This is a genomic window from Pseudomonas sp. IT-196MI5 (assembly GCF_949767415.1).
In the GTDB taxonomy this organism is placed as follows: Bacteria; Pseudomonadota; Gammaproteobacteria; order Pseudomonadales; family Pseudomonadaceae; genus Aquipseudomonas.
In genome coordinates this window covers 118,328-144,543 of sequence record NZ_CATKPZ010000077.1, presented here as the reverse complement: position 1 = coordinate 144,543, position 26,216 = coordinate 118,328, and the positions used below count along the sequence as shown (strand labels likewise).

Annotated in this window: 22 protein-coding genes and 3 pseudogenes; 23 read left to right on the top strand and 2 right to left on the bottom strand. The window is 53.5% G+C overall.

What is annotated here, in order from left to right:
• The first annotated feature begins 220 nt into the window (after window positions 1–220).
• The 18 genes from serC to ACM6IK_RS26360 all read left to right on the top strand — a co-directional run bounded on the left by serC (window position 221) and on the right by ACM6IK_RS26360 (window position 19,210).
• Window positions 221–1,306 (top strand): 3-phosphoserine/phosphohydroxythreonine transaminase, encoded by a 1,086-nt coding sequence (serC, locus tag ACM6IK_RS26445; protein WP_414876646.1) that lies wholly within the window; start codon window positions 221–223, stop codon window positions 1,304–1,306.
• Window positions 1,306–2,400 carry a prephenate dehydratase gene (gene pheA / locus ACM6IK_RS26440; protein ID WP_218427606.1) on the top strand — a complete coding sequence of 365 codons (1,095 nt, stop codon included), beginning with the start codon at window positions 1,306–1,308 and terminating at the stop codon, window positions 2,398–2,400. Before serC ends, pheA begins: the two co-directional genes overlap by 1 nt.
• Before the next feature lie 13 nt (window positions 2,401–2,413).
• The gene (hisC, locus tag ACM6IK_RS26435; protein ID WP_414876645.1) at window positions 2,414–3,526 is read left to right on the top strand and encodes a histidinol-phosphate transaminase; all 1,113 of its coding nucleotides are present in this window, start codon (window positions 2,414–2,416) and stop codon (window positions 3,524–3,526) included.
• Between the two features lie 28 nt (window positions 3,527–3,554).
• Window positions 3,555–5,762 carry a bifunctional prephenate dehydrogenase/3-phosphoshikimate 1-carboxyvinyltransferase gene (locus tag ACM6IK_RS26430; protein WP_414876740.1) on the top strand — a complete coding sequence of 736 codons (2,208 nt, stop codon included), beginning with the start codon at window positions 3,555–3,557 and terminating at the stop codon, window positions 5,760–5,762.
• Window positions 5,759–6,448, top strand: a complete 690-nt coding sequence (cmk, locus tag ACM6IK_RS26425; protein ID WP_008049002.1) for a (d)CMP kinase — start codon at window positions 5,759–5,761, stop codon at window positions 6,446–6,448. The genes ACM6IK_RS26430 and cmk overlap by 4 nt, the downstream gene beginning before the upstream one ends.
• A gap of 120 nt (window positions 6,449–6,568) precedes the next feature.
• Window positions 6,569–8,260 carry a 30S ribosomal protein S1 gene (rpsA, locus tag ACM6IK_RS26420; protein ID WP_007973639.1) on the top strand — a complete coding sequence of 564 codons (1,692 nt, stop codon included), beginning with the start codon at window positions 6,569–6,571 and terminating at the stop codon, window positions 8,258–8,260.
• A gap of 209 nt (window positions 8,261–8,469) precedes the next feature.
• Entirely contained in the window at window positions 8,470–8,751 is a 282-nt protein-coding gene (locus ACM6IK_RS26415) for a hypothetical protein (RefSeq protein ID WP_414876644.1), read from the top strand.
• A gap of 370 nt (window positions 8,752–9,121) precedes the next feature.
• Window positions 9,122–9,262: an asparagine synthase-related protein gene (locus tag ACM6IK_RS26410; RefSeq protein WP_414876643.1), complete on the top strand. Its 141-nt coding sequence runs from the start codon at window positions 9,122–9,124 to the stop codon at window positions 9,260–9,262.
• A gap of 11 nt (window positions 9,263–9,273) precedes the next feature.
• Window positions 9,274–9,465, top strand: a complete 192-nt coding sequence (locus ACM6IK_RS26405; protein WP_414876642.1) for an asparagine synthase-related protein — start codon at window positions 9,274–9,276, stop codon at window positions 9,463–9,465.
• A 50-nt stretch (window positions 9,466–9,515) separates the two neighbouring features.
• Window positions 9,516–10,328: a glycosyltransferase gene (locus ACM6IK_RS26400; RefSeq protein ID WP_414876641.1), complete on the top strand. Its 813-nt coding sequence runs from the start codon at window positions 9,516–9,518 to the stop codon at window positions 10,326–10,328.
• Between the two features lie 3 nt (window positions 10,329–10,331).
• The gene (locus ACM6IK_RS26395) at window positions 10,332–11,576 is read left to right on the top strand and encodes a glycosyltransferase family 4 protein (RefSeq protein ID WP_414876640.1); all 1,245 of its coding nucleotides are present in this window, start codon (window positions 10,332–10,334) and stop codon (window positions 11,574–11,576) included.
• Complete coding sequence (locus ACM6IK_RS26390) at window positions 11,573–12,430, top strand: dTDP-4-dehydrorhamnose reductase family protein (protein ID WP_414876639.1); 858 nt, start codon at window positions 11,573–11,575, stop codon at window positions 12,428–12,430. The genes ACM6IK_RS26395 and ACM6IK_RS26390 overlap by 4 nt, the downstream gene beginning before the upstream one ends.
• 33 nt (window positions 12,431–12,463) lie before the next feature.
• Window positions 12,464–13,474, top strand: coding sequence for a polysaccharide biosynthesis protein (locus ACM6IK_RS26385; RefSeq protein ID WP_414876638.1), 1,011 nt, complete (start codon window positions 12,464–12,466; stop codon window positions 13,472–13,474).
• The gene (wecB, locus tag ACM6IK_RS26380) at window positions 13,467–14,594 is read left to right on the top strand and encodes a non-hydrolyzing UDP-N-acetylglucosamine 2-epimerase (RefSeq protein WP_414876637.1); all 1,128 of its coding nucleotides are present in this window, start codon (window positions 13,467–13,469) and stop codon (window positions 14,592–14,594) included. The genes ACM6IK_RS26385 and wecB overlap by 8 nt, the downstream gene beginning before the upstream one ends.
• 19 nt (window positions 14,595–14,613) lie before the next feature.
• Window positions 14,614–15,576 (top strand): UDP-glucose 4-epimerase family protein, encoded by a 963-nt coding sequence (locus ACM6IK_RS26375; RefSeq protein ID WP_414876636.1) that lies wholly within the window; start codon window positions 14,614–14,616, stop codon window positions 15,574–15,576.
• Between the two features lie 64 nt (window positions 15,577–15,640).
• Window positions 15,641–16,666: an MraY family glycosyltransferase gene (locus ACM6IK_RS26370; protein ID WP_414876635.1), complete on the top strand. Its 1,026-nt coding sequence runs from the start codon at window positions 15,641–15,643 to the stop codon at window positions 16,664–16,666.
• A gap of 101 nt (window positions 16,667–16,767) precedes the next feature.
• Window positions 16,768–18,762: a polysaccharide biosynthesis protein gene (locus ACM6IK_RS26365; protein WP_414876634.1), complete on the top strand. Its 1,995-nt coding sequence runs from the start codon at window positions 16,768–16,770 to the stop codon at window positions 18,760–18,762.
• Window positions 18,763–18,874: 112 nt separating this feature from the next.
• Complete coding sequence (locus tag ACM6IK_RS26360) at window positions 18,875–19,210, top strand: ComEA family DNA-binding protein (RefSeq protein WP_414876633.1); 336 nt, start codon at window positions 18,875–18,877, stop codon at window positions 19,208–19,210.
• Between the two features lie 385 nt (window positions 19,211–19,595).
• On the opposite strand, the gene ACM6IK_RS26355 is transcribed toward ACM6IK_RS26360, so the two are convergent.
• Both ACM6IK_RS26355 and ACM6IK_RS26350 read right to left on the bottom strand, forming a co-directional pair.
• Window positions 19,596–20,966: a hypothetical protein gene (locus ACM6IK_RS26355; protein ID WP_414876632.1), complete on the bottom strand. Its 1,371-nt coding sequence runs from the start codon at window positions 20,964–20,966 to the stop codon at window positions 19,596–19,598.
• Window positions 20,967–21,767: 801 nt separating this feature from the next.
• A pseudogene (locus ACM6IK_RS26350) lies at window positions 21,768–22,067 on the bottom strand (group II intron reverse transcriptase/maturase); the annotation flags it as partial.
• A gap of 197 nt (window positions 22,068–22,264) precedes the next feature.
• Here ACM6IK_RS26350 and ACM6IK_RS26345 point away from each other — a divergent pair.
• From ACM6IK_RS26345 to ACM6IK_RS26325, 5 genes and pseudogenes are all read left to right on the top strand, one after another.
• A pseudogene (locus ACM6IK_RS26345) lies at window positions 22,265–22,542 on the top strand (hypothetical protein).
• 145 nt (window positions 22,543–22,687) lie between these two features.
• Window positions 22,688–22,984, top strand: coding sequence for an integration host factor subunit beta (ihfB, locus tag ACM6IK_RS26340; RefSeq protein ID WP_108215432.1), 297 nt, complete (start codon window positions 22,688–22,690; stop codon window positions 22,982–22,984).
• A gap of 27 nt (window positions 22,985–23,011) precedes the next feature.
• Window positions 23,012–23,251: a DUF1049 domain-containing protein gene (locus tag ACM6IK_RS26335; protein WP_414876631.1), complete on the top strand. Its 240-nt coding sequence runs from the start codon at window positions 23,012–23,014 to the stop codon at window positions 23,249–23,251.
• 638 nt (window positions 23,252–23,889) lie between these two features.
• Window positions 23,890–24,006: pseudogene (locus tag ACM6IK_RS26330) on the top strand (UDP-N-acetylglucosamine 2-epimerase (non-hydrolyzing)); the annotation flags it as partial.
• Between the two features lie 183 nt (window positions 24,007–24,189).
• Window positions 24,190–26,184, top strand: a complete 1,995-nt coding sequence (locus tag ACM6IK_RS26325; RefSeq protein ID WP_414876630.1) for a polysaccharide biosynthesis protein — start codon at window positions 24,190–24,192, stop codon at window positions 26,182–26,184.
• Window positions 26,185–26,216: the final 32 nt, after the last annotated feature.

Here is a 26,216-nt window from a genome sequence, read left to right as displayed (position 1 = left end):
GCCCCCTTGTTGTTTGTCCGTAACGAAATATCGACACCACTGGAGATCCCTTGTGGGAGCGAGCCTGCTCGCGATGCAGGCGCCGCGGTACGTCTGAAATATCGCGGTGATGCAATCGCGAGCAGGCTCGCTCCCACAAATCTCTGTTTCAGCAGGGGGCCGGTGTCTGCTGATAATGCGATTTATTGCGTAATACCACCAAATCAGAGCGAGATTGGATGTGAGCAAGAGAGCCTATAACTTCTGTGCCGGTCCCGCGGCGCTTCCCGAAGCTGTCCTGCAGCGCGCCCAGGGTGAACTCCTCGACTGGCACGGCAAGGGCCTGTCGGTCATGGAAATGAGCCATCGCAGTGATGAGTTCGTGTCCATTGCCACAAAGGCCGAGCAGGATCTGCGTGATCTGCTGAATATCCCCTCGAACTATAAAGTGCTGTTTCTGCAGGGCGGCGCCAGCCAGCAATTTGCTCAGATTCCTCTGAACCTGTTGCCGGAAAACGGCTCGGCCGACTATATCGACACCGGTATCTGGTCGCAGAAAGCCATCGAAGAAGCTTCGCGCTACGGCCACGTCAACGTTGCCGGCACCGCCAAGCCTTACGACTATTTCGCCATCCCGGGCCAGAACGAATGGACGCTGTCGAAAGACGCGGCCTATGTTCACTACGCGCCGAACGAAACCATCGGCGGTCTGGAATTCCAATGGATTCCGGAAACCGGTGATGTACCGCTGGTCGCCGACATGTCTTCGGACATCCTGTCGCGTCCGGTGGATGTTTCACGTTTCGGCATGATCTACGCCGGCGCCCAGAAAAACATCGGTCCGAGCGGCATCGTCGTGAACATCGTTCGCGAAGACCTGCTGGGCCACGCCCGTTCCCTGTGCCCGACTATGCTCAACTACAAGGTCGCGGCCGATAACGGTTCGATGTACAACACCCCGCCGACCCTGGCCTGGTACCTGTCCGGCCTGGTGTTCGAGTGGCTGAAAGAGCAGGGCGGCGTCGAGGCCATCGGCAAGCTCAACGAAGTCAAGCAGCGCACGCTGTACAGCTTCATCGATGCCAGCGGCCTGTACAGCAACCCGATCAACAAGTCGGACCGCTCGTGGATGAACGTGCCGTTCCGCCTGGCGGATGATCGTCTGGACAAGCCGTTCCTGGCGGGTGCCGACGAGCGTGGCCTGTTGAACCTCAAGGGGCACCGTTCCGTGGGCGGCATGCGCGCCTCCATCTATAACGCCGTCGACATCAACGCCGTCAATGCGCTGATTTCGTATATGGCAGAGTTCGAGAAGGAACACGGCTAATGTCTGAGCAAGAACTCAAGGCACTGCGCCTGCGCATTGATGCCCTGGACGAAAAGGTCCTGGAGCTGATCAGTGAGCGTGCGCGCTGCGCCCAGGAAGTCGCGCGAGTAAAGATGGCCTCGCTGGCCGAAGGCGAAGTGCCGGTGTTCTATCGTCCTGAGCGCGAAGCTCAGGTGCTCAAGCGTGTCATGGAGCGTAACCAGGGGCCGCTGGGCAACGAAGAGATGGCGCGGTTGTTCCGTGAAATCATGTCTTCGTGCCTGGCGCTCGAGCAGCCGCTGAAAGTGGCTTACCTCGGCCCTGAAGGCACCTTCACCCAGGCAGCGGCCATGAAGCACTTCGGTCATGCGGTGATCAGCAAGCCGATGGCGGCGATCGACGAAGTGTTCCGTGAAGTGGCGGCCGGTGCAGTGAACTTCGGCGTGGTGCCGGTGGAAAACTCCACCGAAGGCGCGGTCAATCACACCCTCGACAGCTTCCTTGAACACGACATGGTGATCTGCGGCGAAGTCGAGCTGCGTATCCACCATCACCTGTTGGTCGGTGAAAACACCAAGACCGACAGCATCAGCCGTATCTACTCCCACGCCCAGTCACTGGCCCAGTGCCGCAAGTGGCTGGACGCCCACTACCCGAATGTCGAGCGCGTGGCGGTGTCGAGCAACGCCGAGGCGGCCAAGCGGGTCAAGGGTGAGTGGAACTCGGCGGCGATTGCCGGTGACATGGCGGCTGGCCTGTACGGGCTGACGCGATTGGCCGAGAAGATCGAGGACCGCCCGGATAACTCCACGCGCTTCCTGATGATCGGTAATCAGGAAGTGCCGCCGACTGGCGACGACAAGACCTCTATCATCGTTTCCATGAGCAACAAACCGGGGGCGCTGCACGAGTTGCTGGTGCCGTTCCACGACAATGGCATCGACCTGACGCGAATCGAGACTCGTCCGTCGCGCAGCGGCAAGTGGACCTACGTGTTTTTCATCGACTTCGTCGGCCACCACCGCGACCCGCTGGTCAAAAGTGTGCTGGAAAAGATCAGTCAGGAAGCAGTGGCACTCAAAGTGCTGGGTTCCTACCCGAAAGCAGTTCTCTAAGGGGCGGTAGCAAATGAGTGGCAATTTCCTCGCTCTGGCGCAGCCGGGCGTGCAACAACTTTCGCCTTACGTTCCGGGCAAGCCCGTGGATGAACTGGCTCGCGAGCTCAATCTCGATCCAGCCAGCATCGTCAAACTGGCGAGCAACGAAAACCCGCTGGGCGCCGGCCCCAAGGCGCTGGCGGCCATCCGCGATGCGCTGGTCGAGCTGACCCGCTATCCGGACGGCAACGGTTTTGCGCTCAAGACCCTGCTGGCCGAGCAGTGCCGTGTCGAGCTCAATCAAGTGACGCTGGGTAATGGCTCCAACGACATTCTTGAGCTGGTGGCGCGCGCCTATCTGGCACCGGGCCTGAATGCCGTATTCAGCGAGCATGCGTTCGCTGTCTACCCGATTGCCACTCAGGCGGTCGGCGCGCAGGCCAAGGTGGTTCCGGCCAAGGATTGGGGGCATGACCTGCCTGCCATGCTGGCGGCGATCGATGCCAATACCCGTGTGGTGTTCATCGCCAACCCGAACAACCCGACCGGAACCTGGTTCGACGCCGAGGCGCTGGACGAATTCCTGCAGGATGTTCCGGAGCATGTGCTGGTGGTGCTGGACGAGGCCTACATCGAGTACGCCGAAGGCAGCGATCTGCCGGACGGCCTGGACTTCCTGGCGGCTTATCCGAATCTGCTGGTTTCCCGCACCTTCTCCAAGGCCTATGGCCTGGCGGCGCTGCGCGTGGGTTATGGCTTGTCCACGGCGGTGGTCGCGGACGTGCTGAACCGTGTACGCCAGCCGTTCAACGTCAACAGCCTGGCGCTGGCCGCGGCCTGTGCGGCGTTGAAGGACGAAGAGTATCTGGCGCAAAGCCGTCAGTTGAACGAGTCTGGCATGCAGCAACTGGAAGCCGGATTTCGTGAGCTGGGGCTGAGCTGGATTGCGTCCAGGGGCAATTTCATTTGCGTCGATCTCGGTCAGGTTGCGGCCCCGGTGTTCCAGGGCTTGCTGCGTGAAGGCGTGATCGTGCGTCCGGTGGCGAACTACGGCATGCCGAATCACCTGCGCGTCACCATTGGTTTGCCGGCAGAGAACAGCCGCTTCCTTGAGGCGCTGACCAAGGTTCTGGCTCGTGGTTGATGTCACTGCGCTGCAATCTGCTGAACCTGTGATCGGTCGCCTGGTGGTGGTCGGTCTTGGGTTGATCGGCGGTTCGTTTGCCAAGGGGTTGCGTGAGAGCGGCATATGCCGCGAAGTGGTCGGGGTCGATCTCGATCTGCAATCGCGCAAACTCGCGGTCGAATTGGGTGTGGTGGATCGCTGTGAGGAAGACCTGGGCATTGCTTGTCAGGGTGCCGACGTCATTCAGCTGGCGGTGCCGATCCTGGCCATGGAAAAGGTGCTCGCGCGTTTGGCGGGCATGGATCTGGGGCAAGCGATCCTGACCGATGTCGGCAGCGCCAAGGGCAATGTGGTGCGTGCGGCCACCGAGGCGTTCGGCTGCATGCCGGTGCGGTTCGTGCCGGGCCATCCGATTGCCGGTTCCGAGCAGAGCGGCGTGGAAGCCTCCAACGCCGAGCTGTTTCGTCGCCACAAAGTGATCCTCACACCGCTGGCGCAAACCGATCCGGCAGCCCTGGCGGTGGTCGACCGTTTGTGGTGCGAATTGGGCGCCGATGTCGAGCACATGCAGGTCGAGCGTCACGACGAAGTCTTGGCGGCGACCAGTCATCTGCCGCACTTGCTGGCGTTCGGTTTGGTCGACTCACTGGCCAAACGCAATGAAAATCTTGAGATCTTCCGTTACGCTGCGGGCGGTTTCCGCGATTTCACAAGAATCGCCGGAAGCGACCCGGTCATGTGGCACGACATCTTCCTCGCCAACCGCGAAGCTGTCCTGCGCACACTCGATACATTTCGCAGCGATCTCGACGCCTTGCGCGACGCGGTCGATGCAGGGGATGGGCACCAATTGTTGGGCGTTTTCACTCGCGCCCGGGTTGCCCGCGAGCATTTCAGTAAAATCCTGGCCCGCAGGGCCTATGTGGACGCTATGAATTCCAACGATCTGATTTTCCTGGCTCAACCTGGTGGCCGCCTGTCCGGTCGGATTCGCGTACCAGGTGACAAATCGATTTCCCACCGTTCGATCATGCTCGGTTCCCTGGCTGAAGGCGTCACCGAAGTCGAAGGTTTCCTCGAGGGTGAAGATGCCCTGGCGACCTTGCAGGCATTCCGTGACATGGGCGTGGTCATCGAAGGTCCGCACCACGGTCGCGTGACCATTTACGGCGTTGGCCTGCATGGTCTGAAGCCGGCACCGGGCCCGATCTACCTGGGTAACTCCGGTACTTCGATGCGTCTGCTGTCCGGCCTGCTGGCTGCGCAGAACTTCGACAGCACCCTGACCGGGGACGCTTCGCTGTCCAAGCGCCCGATGAATCGCGTGGCCAATCCGCTGCGTGAAATGGGCGCCGTGATCGAAACCGCTGCTGAGGGTCGTCCGCCGATGATCATTCGTGGTGGCAACAAGCTCAAGGGTCTGACCTACACCATGCCGATGGCCAGTGCCCAGGTTAAGTCCTGCCTGCTGTTGGCCGGCCTGTATGCCGAAGGCAAGACCACGGTTACCGAGCCTGCGCCGACCCGCGACCATACCGAGCGCATGTTGCGCGGCTTCGGCTACCCGGTTTCGGTCAACGGTGCGACTGCATCGGTCGAATCCGGCAGCAAACTGACCGCGACCCACATTGAAGTGCCGGGCGATATCTCGTCTTCCGCGTTCTTCCTGGTGGCGGCATCGATCGCCGAAGGTTCGGAGCTGGTGCTCGAACACGTCGGCATCAACCCGACCCGTACCGGTGTGATCGACATCCTGCGCCTGATGGGCGCCGATATTACCCTGGAAAACCAGCGTGAAGTGGGTGGCGAACCGGTGGCTGACTTGCGCGTGCGTGCAGCTAAACTCAAAGGTATCGAGATTCCCGAAGCGCTGGTTCCGCTGGCGATCGACGAGTTCCCGGTGCTGTTCGTGGCCGCCGCATGCGCTGAAGGGCGCACTGTGTTGCGTGGCGCCGAAGAGCTGCGGGTCAAGGAGTCGGATCGCATCCAGGTCATGGCAGATGGTTTGCTGTCGCTGGGCGTCAAGTGCGAACCAACCCCGGATGGCATCATCATCGACGGCGGCCAGATCGGCGGCGGTGAAGTGCACGGTCATGGTGATCACCGTATTGCCATGGCGTTCAGCGTTGCTTCGTTGCGCGCCAGTGCGCCGATCCGCATTCATGATTGCGCCAACGTCGCGACGTCGTTCCCGAACTTCCTGGCGCTGTGTGCACAGGTCGGTATTCGCGTGGCACAAGAGGCGCAGTCGTGATCAGCATTGCACCGGTCATCACCATCGATGGGCCAAGCGGCTCGGGCAAGGGCACGGTCGCCGGGATTCTGGCCAAGCGCCTGGGCTGGAACCTGCTGGACTCCGGTGCGTTGTACCGATTGCTGGCCTTTGCCGCGCATAACCATGGTGTCGACCTGACCAATGAAGAGCTGCTGAAGAAACTCGCCGCTCATCTGGATGTGCAGTTCATCGCGGCGACGGACGGTCAGTTGCAGCGCATCATTCTGGAAGGTGACGAAGTCAGCGATGTCATTCGCACCGAAAGCGTCGGTTCCGGCGCGTCCCAGGTGGCTGCGCTGCCTGCTGTACGCGAGGCGTTGCTGCAGCGCCAGCGAGCTTTTCAGGAGGCGCCGGGTCTTGTGGCGGATGGTCGCGATATGGGCACCGTGGTTTTTCCTGATGCGCCGCTGAAGATTTTTCTGACCGCCAGCGCGGAGGAGCGGGCACGCCGTCGATATTTGCAGTTGAAGGGCAAAGTCGAGGGTGTTAGTCTGTCGAGTCTGCTAGATGAGATACGTGCACGCGATGAGCGTGACACCCAGCGAGCGGTAGCCCCGCTCAAACCGGCGGCTGACGCCATACAGCTGGATTCCACGGAATTATCCATCGACCAGGTGCTGGAACGCATCATGAGCGAGATCGCCATTCGCGATATCGCCGGGTGACCAAGAAGGCCGCAGGGGACCAGTCATAGTCCTGCGGTGGCTTCTTTTAAATGAAACTAACCCACACCGTCTGGGGTGTGGAGATGGGCGTATTCTTCGCCCTCATCAACAGGAATTAAAATGAGCGAAAGCTTTGCGGAACTCTTTGAAGAAAGCCTAAAAACCCTGAACCTTCAGGCAGGCTCCATCATCACCGGTGTTATCGTTGATATCGATTACCAGGCTCGCTGGGTAACCGTTCACGCTGGCCTGAAGTCTGAAGCACTCATCCCGCTTGAGCAGTTCTACAACGACGCTGGCGAACTGAACATCAACGTCGGTGACGAAGTTCACGTTGCTCTGGACTCGGTTGAAGACGGCTTTGGTGAAACCAAGCTGTCCCGTGAAAAAGCCAAGCGCGCTGAATGCTGGATTGTTCTGGAAGCAGCCTTCGCAGCCGAAGAAGTGGTCAAGGGCGTTATCAACGGTAAGGTTAAAGGCGGCTTCACTGTCGACGTTAACGGCATCCGTGCGTTCCTGCCAGGTTCTCTGGTTGACGTCCGTCCAGTGCGCGACACCACGCACCTGGAAGGCAAAGAGCTGGAATTCAAGGTCATCAAGCTGGACCAGAAGCGCAACAACGTTGTCGTTTCCCGTCGCAGTGTCCTGGAAGCCGAGAACTCCGCCGAGCGCGAAGCTCTGCTGGAATCCCTGCAGGAAGGCCAGCAAGTCAAAGGTATCGTCAAGAACCTCACCGATTACGGCGCATTCGTCGATCTGGGTGGCGTCGATGGCCTGCTGCACATTACCGACATGGCCTGGAAGCGTATCAAGCATCCTTCCGAAATCGTCAACGTTGGCGACGAGATCGATGTCAAGGTTCTGAAGTACGATCGCGAGCGCAATCGTGTTTCCCTGGGCCTCAAGCAACTGGGCGAAGATCCGTGGGTTGCTATCAAAGCCCGTTACCCGGAAAGCACTCGCGTTACCGCGCGTGTAACCAACCTGACCGACTACGGCTGCTTCGCTGAGCTGGAAGAAGGCGTTGAAGGTCTGGTACACGTTTCCGAAATGGACTGGACCAACAAGAACATCCACCCTTCGAAAGTCGTACAAGTCGGCGACGAAGTGGAAGTCATGGTTCTGGACATCGACGAAGAGCGTCGTCGTATCTCCCTGGGCATCAAGCAGTGCAAGTCCAACCCATGGGAAGACTTCTCTGGCCAGTTCAACAAGGGCGATAAAATCTCCGGCACCATCAAGTCGATCACCGATTTCGGTATCTTCATTGGTCTGGACGGCGGCATCGACGGTCTGGTTCACCTGTCCGACATCTCCTGGAACGAAGTGGGCGAAGAAGCCGTTCGCCGCTTCAAGAAGGGCGACGAGCTGGACACCGTTATCCTGTCGGTTGACCCAGAGCGCGAGCGCATCTCCCTGGGTATCAAGCAACTGGAAAGCGATCCGTTCTCCGAGTACGTTCAAGAGAACGACAAAGGCGCCATCGTTAAAGGCATCGTGAAGGAAGTTGACGCTAAAGGCGCCATCATCACTCTGGCCGACGATATCGAAGCGACTCTGAAAGCCTCTGAAATCAGCCGTGACCGCGTTGAAGACGCGCGCAACGTTCTGAAAGAAGGCGAAGAAGTAGAAGCCAAGATCATCAGCGTTGACCGCAAGAGCCGTGTAATTCAGCTCTCGATCAAGTCGAAAGACGTTGAAGACGAGAAAGAAGCAATTCAGAGCCTGCGCGACAAGCCAGTAGCTACTGACGCTCCTGTGGCCACCACCCTGGGTGACCTGCTGCGTGCACAAATGGAAAAACAGAACTAAGTTCTGACTTTCTGTAAAAAAGGGCGACTTCGGTCGCCCTTTTTTGTGCCTGGGGTTTGGTGAATTTTGCTCGGCTGTAGCTGATTGAGTCGTGAACCAAAGGTGCTGAAAAATGTCCGATTTTTTAGTCGGATCAAGCGCTTATTTGCAGCTAGTCTTTAACCTGAGACTAATGATCGCCCGGTGGGCGTTCTGGCAAAAGGACGTGAATGAACAAGCTCTTTGTCGCAGTAGCAGTGTTGGCGCTAGCGGGTTGTGCCACCAATGCCAAAACTCACGTAGTGCGCGGGGTCAGCGGCATAGAGGTCGAGTGTTCGGGGCTCGGTTCGAGATGGGATAAGTGTTACAAGCGTGCGGCCAAAGAGTGCAGAGGGGCAGGCTACAAAGTTGTAGCGAGATCTGATGATGTCAAGGAAGAGGAGGAAAGCTTCCTCTTTGGATTCAACCCGGCAGGTTTCCTGACGCGCACTATGTTGGTGATTTGTCGATGAGATGGTAATCGTCAGAGGTCTTGCGCCTTTCAGAAATCAAGCATTTTTGGGCTGGGGGGAATGGATGGCAAAACTCGGGCTGTTCAAAATCATGCCGGCGTACTAAAACCTCTAAAGTCTGCTTATGCCTTGAGGATCAGTACTAGGGCGGTGGTAAGTTGAACGTTGATTTTATTGGAGTTTTTTTTCTGGTGTTCAGCTGATGCGATGATGCGGTATCCTGCGCGCGTTCGTTGAGACGGGAACTCATTGCTGTTTTGGCTTTAGTTGTTGAGGTTTTCTGGCGCAAATGTAGTCGTAATGGCAACCTGCAGGCAATGTGGTGCCGGGTATTGACGGTCAAGATCAGGGCGACGCCTCTTGGGAGTCGATGGACGATTACATCGAAGAAATGCGCCGATGGGATGTTTCTCAGTGCTTGCCGGATGATCTGCTGGTAAAGGTCGACCGTGGTGCCATGAGCGTGAGTCTCGAAACCCGGGCACCCTTGCTCGATCATCGAGTCGCGTAACCGGCGTTTTTTTGTCTTCAGAGCAGTTGATCAAAAATGGCGTCGAGAAATGGCCGCTTCGCGAACTGCTTGAGAGATATGTACCTACCTCGTTCTTTGATAGATCAGGGGCGGGCTTCTCTATGCCGCTGGCGCAATGGATGCATGGACCACTGAGAGAAGTGATAGAGGGACTGCCGTGCTGTTTTGTTCAGGGAAAGTAGTGGGCGCTCGTGCACTAGCAAGTTACAAGGTTGCGACGATGTTTCGAAGCATGATTCCATTTGATTTGCGCGTACGAAAAAGTTTATCGCTGGGGTTACAACGACTCAGAAACTGGTTGTTGAGTCTCATTATGCTCAAGAGTATATCTGAAGCTGGTCTGATGATATTTATTTCAAGCTATGCGCGAAGTATCATCGAGTCGCTCAGTAAGTCTGAAAGCTCCATTGCTATCCATCATGGAGTTGGCTCTGTGTTTTTGGCATGCGGTAAAAGTGCCATTCGTTCGGACTTTTTATCCGGGAAAGAGTGCGTTTTATATGTGTCGAGATTTGAAGGTTGCAAACACCATTTTCAGGTGCTCAGTGCTTGCGGTGAGCTATCCAGGGAGCTTTGCGAAAGGCTTTCGCTGATTCTTGTCGGGAAAACAACTCTGCCAGAAACTGAGCGCCTAAAGGCTCTGATTGCAACGCCAGGCCTGGAAGATCGGGTCCTGCTACTGGGCGCTACTCCTTATCAGGAACTTCTCCCACTGTATCACCGCGCTCAACTGAATCTCTTTTCCTCGTCGTGCGAGAACGGCCCAAACATCCCTCTTGATGTGCTCGTTTCAGGTCGGCCGATGATTTGTTCTAATGTTATGCCTATGCCGGAGTTTGCAGCGGACGCAGCAGTTTGTTTTCCGCCGTTTGATTCCCAAGGCATAGGCCAGGTACTGACAGAAGTTTTAACAAATTCCGAGCTCTTGAAAAAGTTGGCCGTTGCGACAGCCGCGCAAAGTGATAAGTTTGAATGGGGAGGCGCCTCAAGAAAAAAGTGGTCCGAGTTGCTGGTGTTGGCTAAGTTACACGAAATGGGTGTTTGATAAATGAAAGTTCTCGTAGTGTCACAGTATTTCTGGCCGGAATCTTTTATTATCAATGACCTGGTCAAGAGCTTGTCTGCCCAGGGGCACGTTGTAAAAGTTCTTACCGGCAAGCCGAATTATCCGGATGGTGCTGTGTTCGACGGTTACCAGGCTTGCGGATATCAGGAAGAAAGTTACGAAACGAGCGTTAGCGTATGCCGTGCGCCGCTTAGACCTCGCGGCTCTTCGGGCGCAAAAAACCTGGTACTGAATTATTTGTCCTATATCGTAAATGGACTGAAATTTTATCCGGACGCTGTAAAGGGTGAGCGTTATGACGCAATCTTTGTGTTTGCACCTTCCCCGATTACGTCAGTTATTCCTGCCATCTATTTGAAATGGAAACTCAAGAGTCATCTGGCAGTATGGGTCCAGGATCTCTGGCCAGAGAGCTTGAGTGCGACGGGATTCATCCGGAATAAATCGCTCTTGCGCGTGGTAGGGTGGGTCGTCAGAGGCATTTACGCCTGCGTTGACACTTTACTCGTTCAGTCGAGGGCATTCCGGGAGCCGGTTGCTCGTTATGCTGATCCCGGCAAGGTCGTGTATTACCCAAATTGCTATCAGGATACTCCGTCAGGCTCGGAAGAGACCCGGATTCCTGCACCGCTGCTTGCGGAGCTCGAAAACCATTTCTGTCTCGTTTTTGCTGGCAATCTGGGGACCGCACAATCGGTCGAAACCTTGGTTGAGGTAGCAGACAGGCTTCGACATCTTCCCAAACTCCGAATTGTGTTGGTCGGCAGCGGTAGCATGCTGAGCTGGATCGAAAGCCAGAAAAAATCCCGATCATTGGACAACCTGGTCCTCGCCGGTCGGTTTCCGGCAAGTGAAATGCCAAATTTTTTCAGTCGTGCCACTGGATTGTTGGTGACGTTGAAGCAAGATGAAGCGTTCTCCTATACCATTCCCAGTAAAGTCCAGGCTTACCTGGCAGCGGGAAGGCCGATTGTCGCCGCACTGGATGGTGAAGGGGCTCGGATCATTCAAGAGGCCAATGCAGGCCTGACGAGCCCGGCACAAGATGCCGAAGGCATGGCCAAGTGCATTGAGCAACTTTTCCACATGAGTTCGGATGAACGGGAGTCATTGGGGCAGTCGGGCAGGGCGTACTACCTCGAGCATTTCGAAATGGAGCGTCAAAGCCAGCGTCTCGTCGAAATCCTCTGTACCAGGATCAATGAATTGAAAGGTAGCTCAAAATGAAAGTTCTAGTGTTAGGGGTCACCGGGATGCTGGGTAGCACGGTGTTCAGGCAATTCCATGGAAACCCACGCTTTGAGGTGTGGGGCACTTTACGTAACCCGGGTGGCGCAAAATACTTTTCAGACGAAACTCGCAGTTCGTTAATCAGCAATGTAGACGTGTTGGACCAGGACTCGCTGGTTTCGGTGCTGGCTCGGGTCAAGCCTGATGTCGTCATCAACTGCGTCGGCCTGATCAAGCAGCTGGCCGATGCCAAGGATCCCCTTTCAGCGCTTCCCATCAATGCCATGTTGCCGCATCGCATTGCCAAGTTGTGTGAACTGTCTGGCGCTCGCTTGATTCACATCAGTACCGACTGCGTGTTTTCCGGACGCAAAGGGCTTTACACTGAAGAGGATATCTCCGATGCGGAGGATCTCTACGGCAAGTCCAAGTACATTGGCGAGCTTCATGCCCAGCCGAATGCAGTCACCCTCCGGACTTCAATCATCGGTCACGAACTGGGAAGCCAATACTCGCTGGTGGATTGGTTTCTGTCCCAGAACGGGGTCGTCAAGGGCTACGAAAAGGCCATTTTTTCGGGGCTTCCTACCGTGGAGCTGGCCCGTGTCATTCGAGATTATGTGATCCCGAACCCGGAGCTCAAGGGCCTTTATCATGTGTCGGTGGCACCTATTGATAAATTGTCTCTGCTGAAATTGGTGGCAGAAGTTTATGAGAAGGAAATCGAGATCGTCGCTGACAGTGATCTTTCTATCAATCGTTCGCTGGACTCATCAAAATTCCAATCCGCGACCGGTTATGCTCCACCTTCATGGTTGGAATTGGTCAAATCAATGCGCGCAACGCGTTGATCATTAAATACAATCAAGTTTTGGACGGTAGTTATGTTTGATAATAAAATTTTGATGATCACGGGCGGTACAGGGTCATTTGGTCATACAGTATTGAAGCGTTTTCTTGATACTGACGTAAAAGAAATTCGCGTATTCAGCCGCGATGAAAAAAAACAGGAAGATATGCGCATTGCCCTGTCGAACGACAAGGTGAAGTTCTATATCGGTGATGTTCGCGATCGCGATAGCCTTGATCAGGCGATGGTCGGCGTGGATTACATTTTTCACGCGGCCGCATTGAAGCAGGTGCCTTCCTGCGAGTTCTACCCTATGGAAGCCGTGCGTACTAACGTCATCGGTACCGAAAACGTTCTGAATGCGGCGATTGCTTCGGGTGTCAAGCGCGTTGTCGTGCTAAGTACCGACAAGGCTGTTTATCCAATCAATGCCATGGGTATTTCCAAGGCCATGGCTGAAAAACTGATGGTGGCCAGGTCGCGTATGATTCCGGCATCGGGACCTGTGATCTGCGCGACTCGTTACGGCAATGTAATGGCCTCGCGCGGGTCAGTGATTCCTTTATTTATCAACCAATTGCAAAATGACGAACCGCTGACTGTCACCGATCCGAACATGACCCGCTTTCTGATGTCGCTGGAGGACTCTGTCGACCTGGTGCTGCACGCTTTCGAGCATGCCGAGCAAGGCGATATTTTCGTTCAGAAAGCACCTGCCTCGACAGTCGCGGACCTGGCGCAAGCGCTCAAGGAGCTGTTCTCTCGCGATAATACTGTCAAGGTCATTGGCACCCGTCATGGCGAAAAACTCTATGAGTCGCTGATTTCCCGTGAAGAAATGGCCAAAGCCGAAGACATGGGGCGTTACTATCGAATCCCGGCTGACAATCGCGACCTGAACTACAAGAAGTTCTTTGTCGAGGGTGAGCAGGAGATTTCCGATCTTGAAGATTACACCTCGCATAATACGGAACGTCTCGATGTTGAAGGCGTAAAGAAAGTTCTTTTGAATCTGGAATACATTCAGGAGAAACTTGATGCTTAAGGTCATGACGCTGGTCGGCACGCGACCAGAACTTATCAAGATGAGCCGTGTTATTGCGGAGCTGGATAAGCAAGTCAATCATGTGTTGGTCCACTCCGGCCAAAACTATGACTTCGAATTGAATCAGGTATTTTTCGATGATCTTGAAATTCGAAAGCCTGATTACTTTCTGGGCGCCGCCGGTGATACGGCTGCCAAGACCATCGCCGAGGTGATTTCGAAGGCGGATGAAGTATTTGAGGTTGAAAAGCCGGACGCGCTTCTGCTCTATGGCGATACCAATACCTGTCTAGCCGTCATTGCCGCCAAGCGCCGCAAGATACCGGTATTCCATATGGAAGCCGGCAATCGCTGTTTTGATCAGCGAGTTCCCGAGGAACTGAATCGCAAGGTGCTCGATCACCTGAGCGATATCAATATGGTTCTGACCGAGCATGCTCGGCGTTATCTGATCGCTGAAGGCATTCGTCCTGAAACCATCATCAAGACCGGTTCGCATATGGAGGAAGTGCTCGACTACTACATGCCGAAAATTCTCACCTCCGACGTGCTGGTTCGAGAAGGGCTGGAGCAGGATAAATTCTTCATCATCAGTGCTCACCGAGAGGAAAACGTCGATACGCCGGAAAACCTCCGGGATTTGCTCAAGACGCTGCGAGCCTTGGCTGACGAGTATAAGTTTCCGATCATCGTCTCCACTCACCCCCGCACCCGCAAGCGTCTGGAGGCGATAGGCGAATCGCTGGATCACCCGTTGATCCGCTTTTCCAAGCCGTTCGGTCTGCTTGACTACATCAAGCTACAGATGTCGGCATTTTGCGTCCTGTCCGATAGTGGCACCATCACAGAAGAAGCCTCTCTGCTGAACTTGCCTGCCATTACCATCCGTAATGCACATGAGCGTCCGGAGGGGATGGACGAAGGGACACTCATTATGAGTGGCCTGAAAGTGGATGGTGTTCTTGATGCCGTACGTGTGGTGACCAGTCAGCATGATCGTGATCGGCGCGTCATCCCTGTGGTCAGGGATTACCAGGCGGGTCCAGTGTCCAAGCAGGTGGTTCGGGTCGTATTGAGTTATACCGACTACATCAACCGTACGGTCTGGTCGAAACCCTGAGCGGCGTCGAGGTTTGAAAATGCGTGTTTTGTTGACGGGTGCCACCGGTTTCGTAGGTCGTGCAGTCCTGGGCCGATTAGCGGCTTCTGAAGATCTGGAGCCGGTGGCCGCCATTCGCGGGCATGCCCTGCCTGACTGTCCGGCGCGCGTTACAACTATTCAAACCGTCGGGCTCGAAAGTGATGCCGATTGGTCCCAAGCGCTGGATCGGGTGGAGGTCGTCATTCACAGCGCGGCGCGTGTCCATGTGATGAATGACACCGAGTCCGATCCGCTTGTGGCGTTTCGCAAAGTAAATGTCGAAGGCACACTCAATCTTGCCCGGCAGGCAGCTGACCAGGGGGTTCGACGTTTTGTGTTCATCAGCTCGATCAAGGTGAATGGTGAGGGTACGTCCCTCAATGAACCCTATCTTGCAGATGCTCCACCCGCACCAGCGGACCCCTATGGCGTTTCAAAAATGGAGGCCGAGCAAGGGTTGTTCGAAATCGCGAACGATTCAGGGATGGAGGTCGTGATTATTCGTCCCGTGCTCGTTTACGGCCCGGGTGTAAGGGCTAATTTCCTGAGCATGATGCGCTGGCTGGACAAAGGGGTGCCGCTGCCATTCGGGGCTATCCATAACCGACGCAGTCTGGTCGCGCTCGACAATCTTGTTGATTTAATAGCGACCTGTATTCGCCACCCGGCTGCAGCTAATCAGATTTTCCTTGTTAGTGACGGGGAAGATCTGTCCACTACGCAGCTGTTGAGGCGCATGGGGCAAGCACTGGGCAAGCCTGCACGGTTGTTGCCTGTTCCGAGTGTGCTGCTTGAGCGTGGGGCGCAGCTTTTAGGCAAGCAAGCTTTATCGCAACGGCTTTGCGGGTCGTTGCAGGTCGATATAAGCAAAACTCGAAAGCTGCTGGGCTGGTCTCCTCCCGTCAGCGTCGATGAAGCTCTGGTATCGGCTGCGAACTACTACAAGGATAGGCAGCGATAAGCTGGCTAATGGCAGTGCTGGTTCAATTGCAAAATTGATTTTGGCTGTTTCAGGAAGTTGATCTTTGAACACAATTTGGTTGTTGACTGCTGTGGTTGGTGTTTCATTTTTGGCCACGGGTGCATTGCGCAAATATGCCTTGGCACGCAGTTTGATAGATATTCCGAATTCACGAAGTTCACATTCGGTCCCGACACCGCGCGGTGGAGGTGTGGCCATCGTCCTGAGTTTTCTGATTGCGTTACCGGCACTTGTATGGGTAGATGACATGGCTTGGCCCATGGCGTTGGCTCTACTTGGAGCCGGTGGGTGGATTGCAGTCATAGGGTTTCTTGACGACCACGGACACATTGCTGCCCGGTGGCGCCTGCTGGCGCATTTCGCTGGTGCCATCTGGGCATTGTTCTGGATTGGCGGCATGGCCCCGATCAATGTGTTCGGTTACGAAATAAGCCTGGGATGGTTTGGTTATGTCATCGGGGCTTTGTTTCTGGTCTGGATGCTCAACCTCTATAACTTTATGGATGGTATTGATGGTCTGGCGAGTGTCGAAGCAATTTGCGCTTGTGTCGGCGCTTGTCTGGTGTATTGGATTGGTGGCCATCCGAGTCTCTCCATTCCCCCGTTTGTGCTGACAATGGCCGTACTTGGTTTCCTTGTCTGGAATTTTCCGCCAGCGCGTATTTTCATGGGCGATGCCGGGAGTGGTTTTCTAGGCATGGTACTGGCGGTGTTGGCCCTGCATGCCGCATGGACTGCCCCGGTGTTTCTGTGGGCATGGCTTATCCTGTTGGGAGTCTTCATTGTTGACGCTACCTTTACCTTGCTGCGCCGCCTGTTGCGTGGTGACAAGGTCTATGAGGCTCATCGCAGCCATGGATACCAGTACGCTTCACGGAAATTCGGCAGCCATCGTGTGGTCACGGTTGCAATAGCCGCTATCAATTTGTTGTGGTTATTGCCGGTCGCTATATTGGTCGTCATGCAGTACCTGGATGGTGCGACGGGATTGATTCTGGCCTATGTGCCGTTGGTGGCACTGGCTTTCAAATTCCACGCTGGCGAGTTGGAAGTCGCGAGTAATGCGTGATGGTTGCTCTGACTATCACGCAATGCCTGGTCCACAAGCGATACCAAAAGCTGTAGTTGTTGTATCAATGCTAGGGGCTTCGAGAGGTGTTTAGAGGGGTTATGGATAAGATTCGGGCAAATTTATTAAGTCTGCCAAGACGACATAAGCGCATTTTGCAGGTATTGACTGATATTTTTCTGGTCTGGTTTGCCTTGTGGATGGCGTTTGTTGTGCGTCTGGGGCTGGACGAGATGATCAATCCCCTCACTCAGCATGTTTGGCTCTTTGTCAGCGCGCCTGTCGTGGCAATTCCTTTGTTCATCCGCTTTGGCATGTACCGCGCGGTGATGCGGTATTTCGGCAATGATGCACTTATTGCCATTATCAAGGCCGTCACATTATCGTCCCTGATCCTCGGCGTCTTGGTTTACTGGTACAGCAATCATCAGAACGTCGTTCCCCGCTCGATCATATTCAACTACTGGTGGTTGAGTCTGATCATGATCGGGGGATTACGCTTGGCCATGCGCCAGTATTTTATGGGTGATTGGTTCAGCGCAGCTCAGCATGTCCCGTTCACGAACAGGGATGACGGATTGCCAAAAGTTGCGATTTACGGTGCCGGGGCCGCAGGCAATCAACTCGTTACCGCCTTGCGAATGGGGAGGGTCATGCGACCTGTTGCCTTTATCGATGATGATAGCGGGATTGCCGACAGGGTTATTTCAGGGCTGCAAGTCTATAAGCCTAAACATATCCAGCAAATGATCGACAATACGGGCGCTCAGGAAATTCTCCTTGCCATTCCGTCGTCCAATCGTGGTCGCCGCCGCGAGATTCTTGGTTTTCTCGAAGGTTTCCCTCTGCATGTTCGGAGTATCCCGGGGTTCATGGATCTGGCCAGTGGCAGGGTCAAGGTCGACGACATCCAGGAGGTAGACATTGCTGACCTGCTCGGCCGTGACGCTGTTCCGGCCCAAGGGGAGTTACTTGAGCACTGCATCAAGGGGCAGTCCGTTCTGGTCACGGGTGCCGGAGGCTCCATCGGCTCCGAACTCTGCCGTCAGATTCTGGAGCTCGGGCCCACGACACTTTTATTGTTTGAACATAGCGAATTCAATCTCTACAGCATATTGTCCGAGCTGGAACAGAGAATTGCACGAGAGTCATTATCGATCCGTCTTTTGCCAATCCTGGGGTCCGTGCGCAACCAGGAAAAACTTCTCGATGTGATGAAGTCCTGGCACGTGGATACGGTGTATCACGCCGCAGCCTACAAGCACGTGCCAATGGTCGAGCATAATATTGCCGAAGGTCTGCTCAACAATGTGATTGGCACGCTCAATACAGCCCAGGCCGCACTTCAGGCAGGTGTCTCCAACTTTGTATTGATTTCGACCGACAAGGCCGTGAGGCCTACCAATGTAATGGGCAGTACCAAGCGTCTTTCCGAGTTGACGCTTCAGGCGCTCAGTCGAGAGTTGGCGCCGGTATTGTTTGGTGACACGACCAACGTTTCTCGGGTGAACAAGACGCGCTTCACGATGGTTCGGTTTGGAAACGTTCTGGGATCGTCCGGTTCGGTTATTCCGTTATTTCACAAACAGATCAAGTCGGGGGGGCCGCTGACGGTCACCCACCCAAAGATCACTCGATACTTCATGACCATTCCCGAAGCCGCACAACTGGTTATTCAAGCGGGTTCCATGGGGCAGGGCGGTGATGTTTTCGTTTTAGATATGGGGGAGCCTGTCAGGATTGTCGAACTCGCCGAGAAGATGATCCATTTATCTGGTTTGAGTGTCCGTTCGGAAAAAAACCCGCATGGCGACATCTCAATCGAGTTCACGGGGCTGCGTCCGGGTGAAAAACTTTATGAGGAATTGTTGATCGGTGACAACGTGGCTGCCACTCAGCACCCGATGATCATGACTGCCAACGAGGATTACCTGTCCTGGGATGTGCTGAAGGTCAAGCTGAGCGAATTGCTCCGTGCCGTTGATCAAGACGATTATGCGCGTGTTCGCCAGTTGTTGCGCGACACGGTTAGCGGCTACTCCCCGGATGGTGAAATCGTCGACTGGATCTACCAGCAGCGGCGTCTCGAGCCCTGATTGTTTAATATTTTGCAATGTACATATTTTTGACAGTGCCATTCCATAGCCTAAGTTTGAGGAGCAGCTTCGGAAAAGCTGCTTTCTCAAACGCCGTCATGGAGCTTCAATCATGCGTACAGGCTATTTTTACTCTCTGGTCTTTGCCCTTCTCACCAGTGTTCCCGCCGTTACTTTCGCTGCTCCAGCGAGCAGTCCCGAGATGCTCAAAGCACCTCGGGTACTGGATGTGGCCGCCAAGGAGCAAGTGGGCAAAATCGATCTTAATAGTGCCGATTCGGCAACGCTGCAGCGTGAACTGTCGGGTATAGGCGAGGCCAAAGCCAAAGCGATTGTTGCATATCGTGAAAGTAATGGACCATTTGCGTCGGTAGATGAATTGCTGGAAGTGAAGGGGATCGGTAAAGCGCTTCTGGACAAGAATCGCGAGAGGATCGAATTGAACTAAGTGTGTAATTGAACGGAAAAGGCCGATCATTGCAGGCTGTATGAAAGCCTGGCAATCTGCTGGCTAGTTAAAGAAAATGCCCGTATCGCAAGATGAGGGCATTTTTCTTATGCGCTATATCCAAGGTGCGTATTTCGCTACGCGTCCGGGCATCCCCTCTTGCGCAAAACCTGATGGCCTTGGGTGTCCTGGCCATGCAGGTGGAAACTGTGTTTGCCAATGTCGATACCGAGAAGCGTCATCGTGTTCATGAGAGATCCTCCGCCGAAAACGAGAAAAGCCCTGCAAGCGTAAACCTGCAGGGCTTCTCGGTCAGGCTGACCATCTCATTAAACCCGCCATAGCGGGTTATGTTGAGATTGATGCTGTTATGAAGTCATAACGTTTAAGTAACGCTGATTCGTTTCTTTACGTCGACTCCAGCTAATACCGGGCAACAAATGAACAGTGTGAACGCGTAAGGCATCCAGACAATTGGCCGCTGATATATACTAAACAGGAACAGCGCGAAAAACAGTAATGCCCATATCGGAAAATCAGCTCTACGCAGAAGTGCGATAGCAAGCAAAATCATAGAGCCGGAAAAAAGGATCATTCCGATGATCCCAAAGTCCGTGAATATTCTCGTTACTACTTGAGAGACTCCACCAAACGTTACGCTAGCGTCAGCGCTTACCCCGAACATAAGAGTCTTAAAACCTGAAGACCAATAGTCATTGATCAGTTTTTGCATTTCAGGAAGCGATCTATTGTTTATATATTGAGTCTGACGCAAGGTTGAGGCCGGTAATACAGTGGTATTTTTCACTACCGAAGCGTCCGATGCCTGCGTCTCTGGAAGGCCAGCAACCAGCTCCGGAGGAGAAGACAATGGTCTTGTCAAGCTAGGCGCCGATGCCGATGTAGTGACTTCAACTCCAGGGCCTTTCGCATTCGTTTCTGTGTGAAAAGAATCTGGCTTGATGACTCCTGCGGCAAGCAGCCCCACAACTACGCTCAGAGCGAGAGGCGCCAAGGTTCTGGCGGATCGGGTCAGCACCAGCCGAGCAGCAAAACCAGCGACTGTCAGCACTGCAAACGCCAAAGAAAACGAGAGCAACCCGCCTACGAAAAGTAGGATGGTGGCTGTGGACCTGATCCGGAACCTATGGGCTGCGAGCAGAAATGCTGAAACGGTACCCACCATCCCCGGCTCATCATAAACCGCACACAAACGGAAGAGCGCTCCGCCCCATGGTAGAGACATCACGTTATTCCCAAGCAATAGCACACCGGGCACATTCAGATAATAGCCTCCCGCTGTAGCCATTACAGGGTTTAGAAGCGGCTTGTGATCAAAGCTGATTTGAAGCCCGAGAATGGAGCCAATCGATACCAAAATACCTGGCAACAAGCTCAACCCGAAGATAATCGAAAATGCTTTTATAAGATCGGCTCTCCGACTGTCTTCGAATACGAAGAGCGCTAGCATAGTCGGCAGAACGAAATACCAACGTGTAAAGCTTCCGTCCGTTTTGGGGAGCAAGCTTATGTAGACTATAAAAATTGCCATCATGGCAAAGCCGATCTTTTCACTTTTATGTGGCCTATCACCAGCGATAAACGCGAGCACCGCAATGACGCCAGCTATTAGTCCGGCAAATGCAATATGCCTGCTGGAGCCCCATAAAAAGTACGGATTCAAAGATATCCATGAACACAGCGCTAAAGCAGGGGCAAGCAAGGGACGGCCACGATTGATGAATGATGAATACATTCTTGATTTCCTTGAAATGCTAAGCCGATAGCCGGCAAGTGTATTGGGCCCTCGGGATCTACTTGGCGCTTGCCACAATCGAGTCTCGCTTAGCTCGGGTGAGCTCCACGATGCATACCCTGTCGTAACTTTCCAGCTTGATCACCCCCACTATATCCAGAGAAGCTGTCGCACAGGACATGTCAGATTGGTTTTGCTGAGTCCAAGAGCGCGAGCCTGCTTTGATCAGGCATCTCTCTTGGTCTCTTGCGGATTTTGGGACCGCATCAATCAGGTCCATATCCGGGATACTACAATCTCTCGCTTCCTGATCTGCCGTTTTCCAAGCTGCAGCTGCTTACTCTACCAAAGACGAGCCCAGCGCAGAGGAAGAAATCTAAACCAGGGCAAACCCCGCCAACGTAATCCGCTTCGGCGATGCACAGCGTATTACCTTGGCCAAAGTCATTGCCAGTCGTCCTTTAGGTGAACATATACTCATAAGGCCGGCATGCTATCAGCTTTGAGACTGGTCTGCGACAGCACACCAGCCGTCTCTGGCACAGGATCGCTTGGGCTACTTCTCCGTTTCAGCCTTCTTGGCTGCAGCCAGAGCTACCTTTTCCGTATCGCAAGGAGGACCGACCTTATAGGTACCGTCGGCGTAGACGAGCTCCGCGTTGATCTTTCCGCTGCGCGGTGAATTTTCATTCTGCGAGAGCCTGCGCTACGACCTTGCCAGAAGAGGTCAATGCCGCTCCGTTGTAGTAGGTCTGATACTTGTCGAGGTACACCACCGCGCCTGCCAGCCCATTGTTCGCATGATACAAACTTGTGGCCCCGAGCTCCGCGCAGTAGCTCTGCGCGGAGCTCGGGCAAGCGACCCAGACTCATCGTCGCCACTCTCAGCCTTGGCTGTTGATGCCAGCTCATCCCGTAGCCCAAGTAGTCACACATCCCTGACCCGGCTACCCGGTTCTTTTCCCGGTTCAGCGTCAGTTTCAGACGCCGCCTCAAGAACCGCTCGACGCCGGCCATCACTCGCTCGCCGGCACGACGGCTGCGCACATAAATGTTCGCATCATTGGCGTAGCGTACGAAACGATGGCCTCGCCGCTCCAAAAGTAGTCCAGAACCCGCGCAACAAGCCCCTAGCTACTGATGGGGTTGAACAGGATATTGGTTCCCGGGGAGGATTGCAGAAACCCAAGGCTCTTCAGATTGTCTCTTTCTTTAATCGGATCAGTCGTTTATTTACAGCTAGTCTTATGCCTGAAGGCGAACGACAGTCGGGCGAAGGTTCTGGCATACAGATGTGAATGGAGAGGCTCATTGTCGTGATTGTCGTACTGATATTGGCGGGTCGTGCGACTAGTGCAAGGACCCATGCGGTACGCGGAGTCAGTCACGTCGAGATCGATTGCTCGGGGCTGGGATCGGAGTGGAGAGGTGTCAAAAGCGTGCCGACAGGGAATGTAAGGAGGAAGGTTACAAGGTGGTGGTCAGGTCCGACGATGCCAGGCATGAAGAAGAATACTTTTTTGGCTTCAATCCTGCGGGTTTATTGACACGGACCATGTTGGTTATCTGTAGCTGAGCAAGGTGCCGGGGCGCCGCCGCTTCTGTATCGGGCGCTCACGCATAGAGAGGATGGGGTCAATACAATGGGCTGTTCAAAATCGTCCGGGCGTGCTAAAACCTTTGAAGCGCTGATCTAGCTGCTTGAAAAAGAAGGGAAAAATATGACGAAGTCGGAGTTGATCGAACGAATTGTCACCCATCAAGGACTGCTCTCATCAAAGGATGTGGAGCTGGCCATCAAGACCATGCTTGAGCAAATGTCCCAATGCCTGGCCACCGGCGATCGCATCGAGATCCGTGGCTTCGGCAGTTTTTCATTGCACTATCGCGCGCCGCGCGTGGGGCGTAATCCGAAAACAGGTCAGTCTGTCAGTCTCGATGGCAAGTTCGTTCCGCATTTCAAGCCCGGCAAGGAGTTGCGTGATCGGGTGAATGAGGATGAGGAGGAAGTGTCGTGATAGTAAATGAAGTTTGGGTTGTTACCAATGCCTAATATCAAACGCGTAATTCTTGCGGTTTTGTTGTTGCTATTAACTTTAGTGGTCTTGGTCTTCGTCCTGGAAAATCAACAAACCATTTCGATGGTGTTTCTTGGATGGACGGGGCCTGCATTGCCCGTGTCGGTAATTGTAGTGCTGTCGCTGTTGGTAGGGATGGTATTGGGACCCCTGTTGTATTGGCTATTGCTTAGGGGCAGGAAGGTGCCTCGGGCGTCAGCCAAGTAAATTATAAAGAGATGAGTGTTCGGTTGACGGTTTAATGGTGTTTTTCGAGGGGCGGGTAAATCATCGTTTTCGGTTTGCTATATCTGCAGTTTTTTTCAATTCGGTAGATAGCGCAGCTTCCCAGTAATATAGGAGGGGCGCGTCTGTCGGCTTTGCTTTGTTTTTTATAAGATGTAACTTGGTGTGGTATTTTCTGGGCTATTTGTGCCGCATAGTTTGCGGGCGCGATGGTAGATACTGCCAGGTTGTTAAAGCTGGAAGAAGATATTAACTTTTGGCAATGGTGGTGTGCATTTAGTGAATGCAGGGGCAGAACAAAATAATAACTATTTTGGTGGTTTGTTATTGTCGGCGCGGCGTTCTGTGGGCTGGATGTCAGAAATATTTGAGAGTTTCTCGGTTTTGTTGGTCGGTTTAAGTGATGGGGGGATATGTCGGACGCACTATTCTGTAAAGTCCCATCACATCTTGCTGCCGGTTGCCCAATCATGACAGCCTTTCGAGGAGAGGGATCTGCGTGATCGTTGAGTCAGTCGCCGGACTGGATTGGGCTCCTGATAATAGTTTCGCATTGGCGGTCCTTCTGGATGTGTCTGGTATCAAAGAGCGTTTTAAGAGGCAGTTGAGTGCCCAAGGTTATGACTCCGGTTGATGCTCGACCCGAACTTATTAAAATGAGTCGTGCAGTTGCTGAGTCAGATAAGCAATTGAATCACATTTTGGTGCGCTCAGGCCAAGATGGCGATATGGCATTGTGGGCCATATAATTGCTTATCTTCCATTGGTCGTCTTGGCCAGGGTGTTTCATCCGGGCGAGAAAGAAAAATTCAGACCTGACCCGGATGTTCGACCCTTACTGGTGTAAAATGATGGCCGTACGGGAATAAACGCATTCTAAGCGTCATAAAAATAGGTGTGGAGGAGAGTTCGAAGAGGTTATGGATAGATTCCGGGCTTTGTTATTAGGTCTTCCGCGCCGCAGTAAACGACTGATCCAGGTTACTGCTGATGTTGCGTTGGTGTGGCTAGCCCTATGGATGGGGTTTGTTGTCCGATTAGGCATCGATGAGATGGTCAACCCGTTCACTCAGCATTTCTGGCTTTTTTTGAGCGCGCCGTTTATAGCAATTCCACTTTTTTTTCAATTTGGAATGTATCGTGCGGTCACGCGCTATTTTGGTAATGATGCCCTTATTGCGATCATCAAAGCGGTAAGTTTGTCATCGTTAATTCTCGGCGTTGTTATGTATTGGTATAGCAATCATCAGAATATTGTGCCGCGGTCAATAATTTTTAATTATTGGTGGCTAAGCTTGGTCATGGTCGGCGGTCTTCGACTGTTTATGCGTCAATATTTCCTCGGTGATTGGTTTTCTGCAGCTCAACATGTTCCTTTCACTAACAGGGATAATGGATTACCTAAGGTAGCTATTTATGGAGCAGGAGCTGCCGGAAATCAGCTTGTTGCAGCTTTGCGAATGGGGCGAGTCATGCGTCCGGTTGCCTTTATCGATGACGATGGAGGTATTGCCAGTCGAGTTATTTCTGGCCTGAAAGTTTATAAACCAAAGCATATCCAGGAAATGATTGAAGCTACGGGTGTGCAGGAAATATTATTGGCGATACCTTCCGCATCGCGTGGGCGTCGGCGAGAAATACTTGGTTTTCTGGAGAGATACCCCCTTCATGTTCGTACTGTCCCAGGTTTCATGGATTTGGCAAGCGGGCGCGTAAAGGTTGATGATATTCAAGAAGTAGATATCGCCGATTTATTGGGGCGTGATGTGGTTTCTGCCCAGCATGAATTACTCGAACATTGCATCAAGCAACAGGTCGTACTTGTTACCGGGGCTGGTGGGTCTATAGGTTCTGAGTTGTGTCGGCAAATATTGTCATTGCAACCTACGGTCCTCTTATTGCTCGAACATAGTGAGTTTAATCTCTACAGTATTTTATCGGAGCTTGAGCAACGAATTGTTCGGGAGTCGTTGTCTACGAAAATTCTTCCGATTCTTGGATCGGTTCGTGATAAGGCTAAAATTTTAGATGTAATGTCAACGTGGCGTGTAGCGACCGTCTATCATGCTGCGGCTTATAAACACGTTCCGATGGTCGAACATAATATTGCCGAGGGTGTACTTAATAATGTAATAGGTACACTTAATGCGGCTCAAGCGGCAATCCAGGCAAATGTGGCTAATTTTGTATTGATTTCGACGGATAAAGCTGTTCGGCCTACAAATATCATGGGTAGCACTAAGCGTCTTGCCGAACTGACGCTTCAAGCTCTCAGCAAGGAACCAGCACCAGTACTATTTGGTGACACTGCAAGCATACCTAGAGTCAATCGAACCCGATTTACGATGGTTCGTTTTGGAAACGTTTTAGGTTCTTCCGGCTCGGTGATACCATTATTTCACAAGCAAATAAAATCAGGTGGTCCGCTCACAGTTACTCACCCTAAAATCACTCGTTACTTCATGACCATTCCAGAGGCGGCGCAACTGGTTATTCAGGCGGGCTCTATGGGGATGGGAGGTGATGTTTTCGTGCTGGATATGGGGGAGCCTGTAAAAATTGTTGAACTGGCAGAGAGAATGATTCATCTGTCTGGTTTAAGTGTTCGTTCAGAAAAAAATCCGCACGGTGACATCTCCATTGAGTTTACTGGGTTACGCCCTGGAGAAAAACTCTACGAAGAACTGCTGATTGGTGACAATGTAGTTGCAACTCAACACTCGATGATCATGAGTGCTCACGAGGATTATTTGGACTGGGATGTCCTCAAGGTCAAACTGACGCATTTGCTTGCAGCGCTTGATGAGGATGATTACTCCCTCGTTCGACAATTATTGAGAGAAACAGTCCATGGATACACCCCTCAAGGAGAGATAGTGGATTGGATTTACGAGCAACGACGTCTTGATCATTAAGCCGGTTATATTACGGATGTTACTGAAAGTAA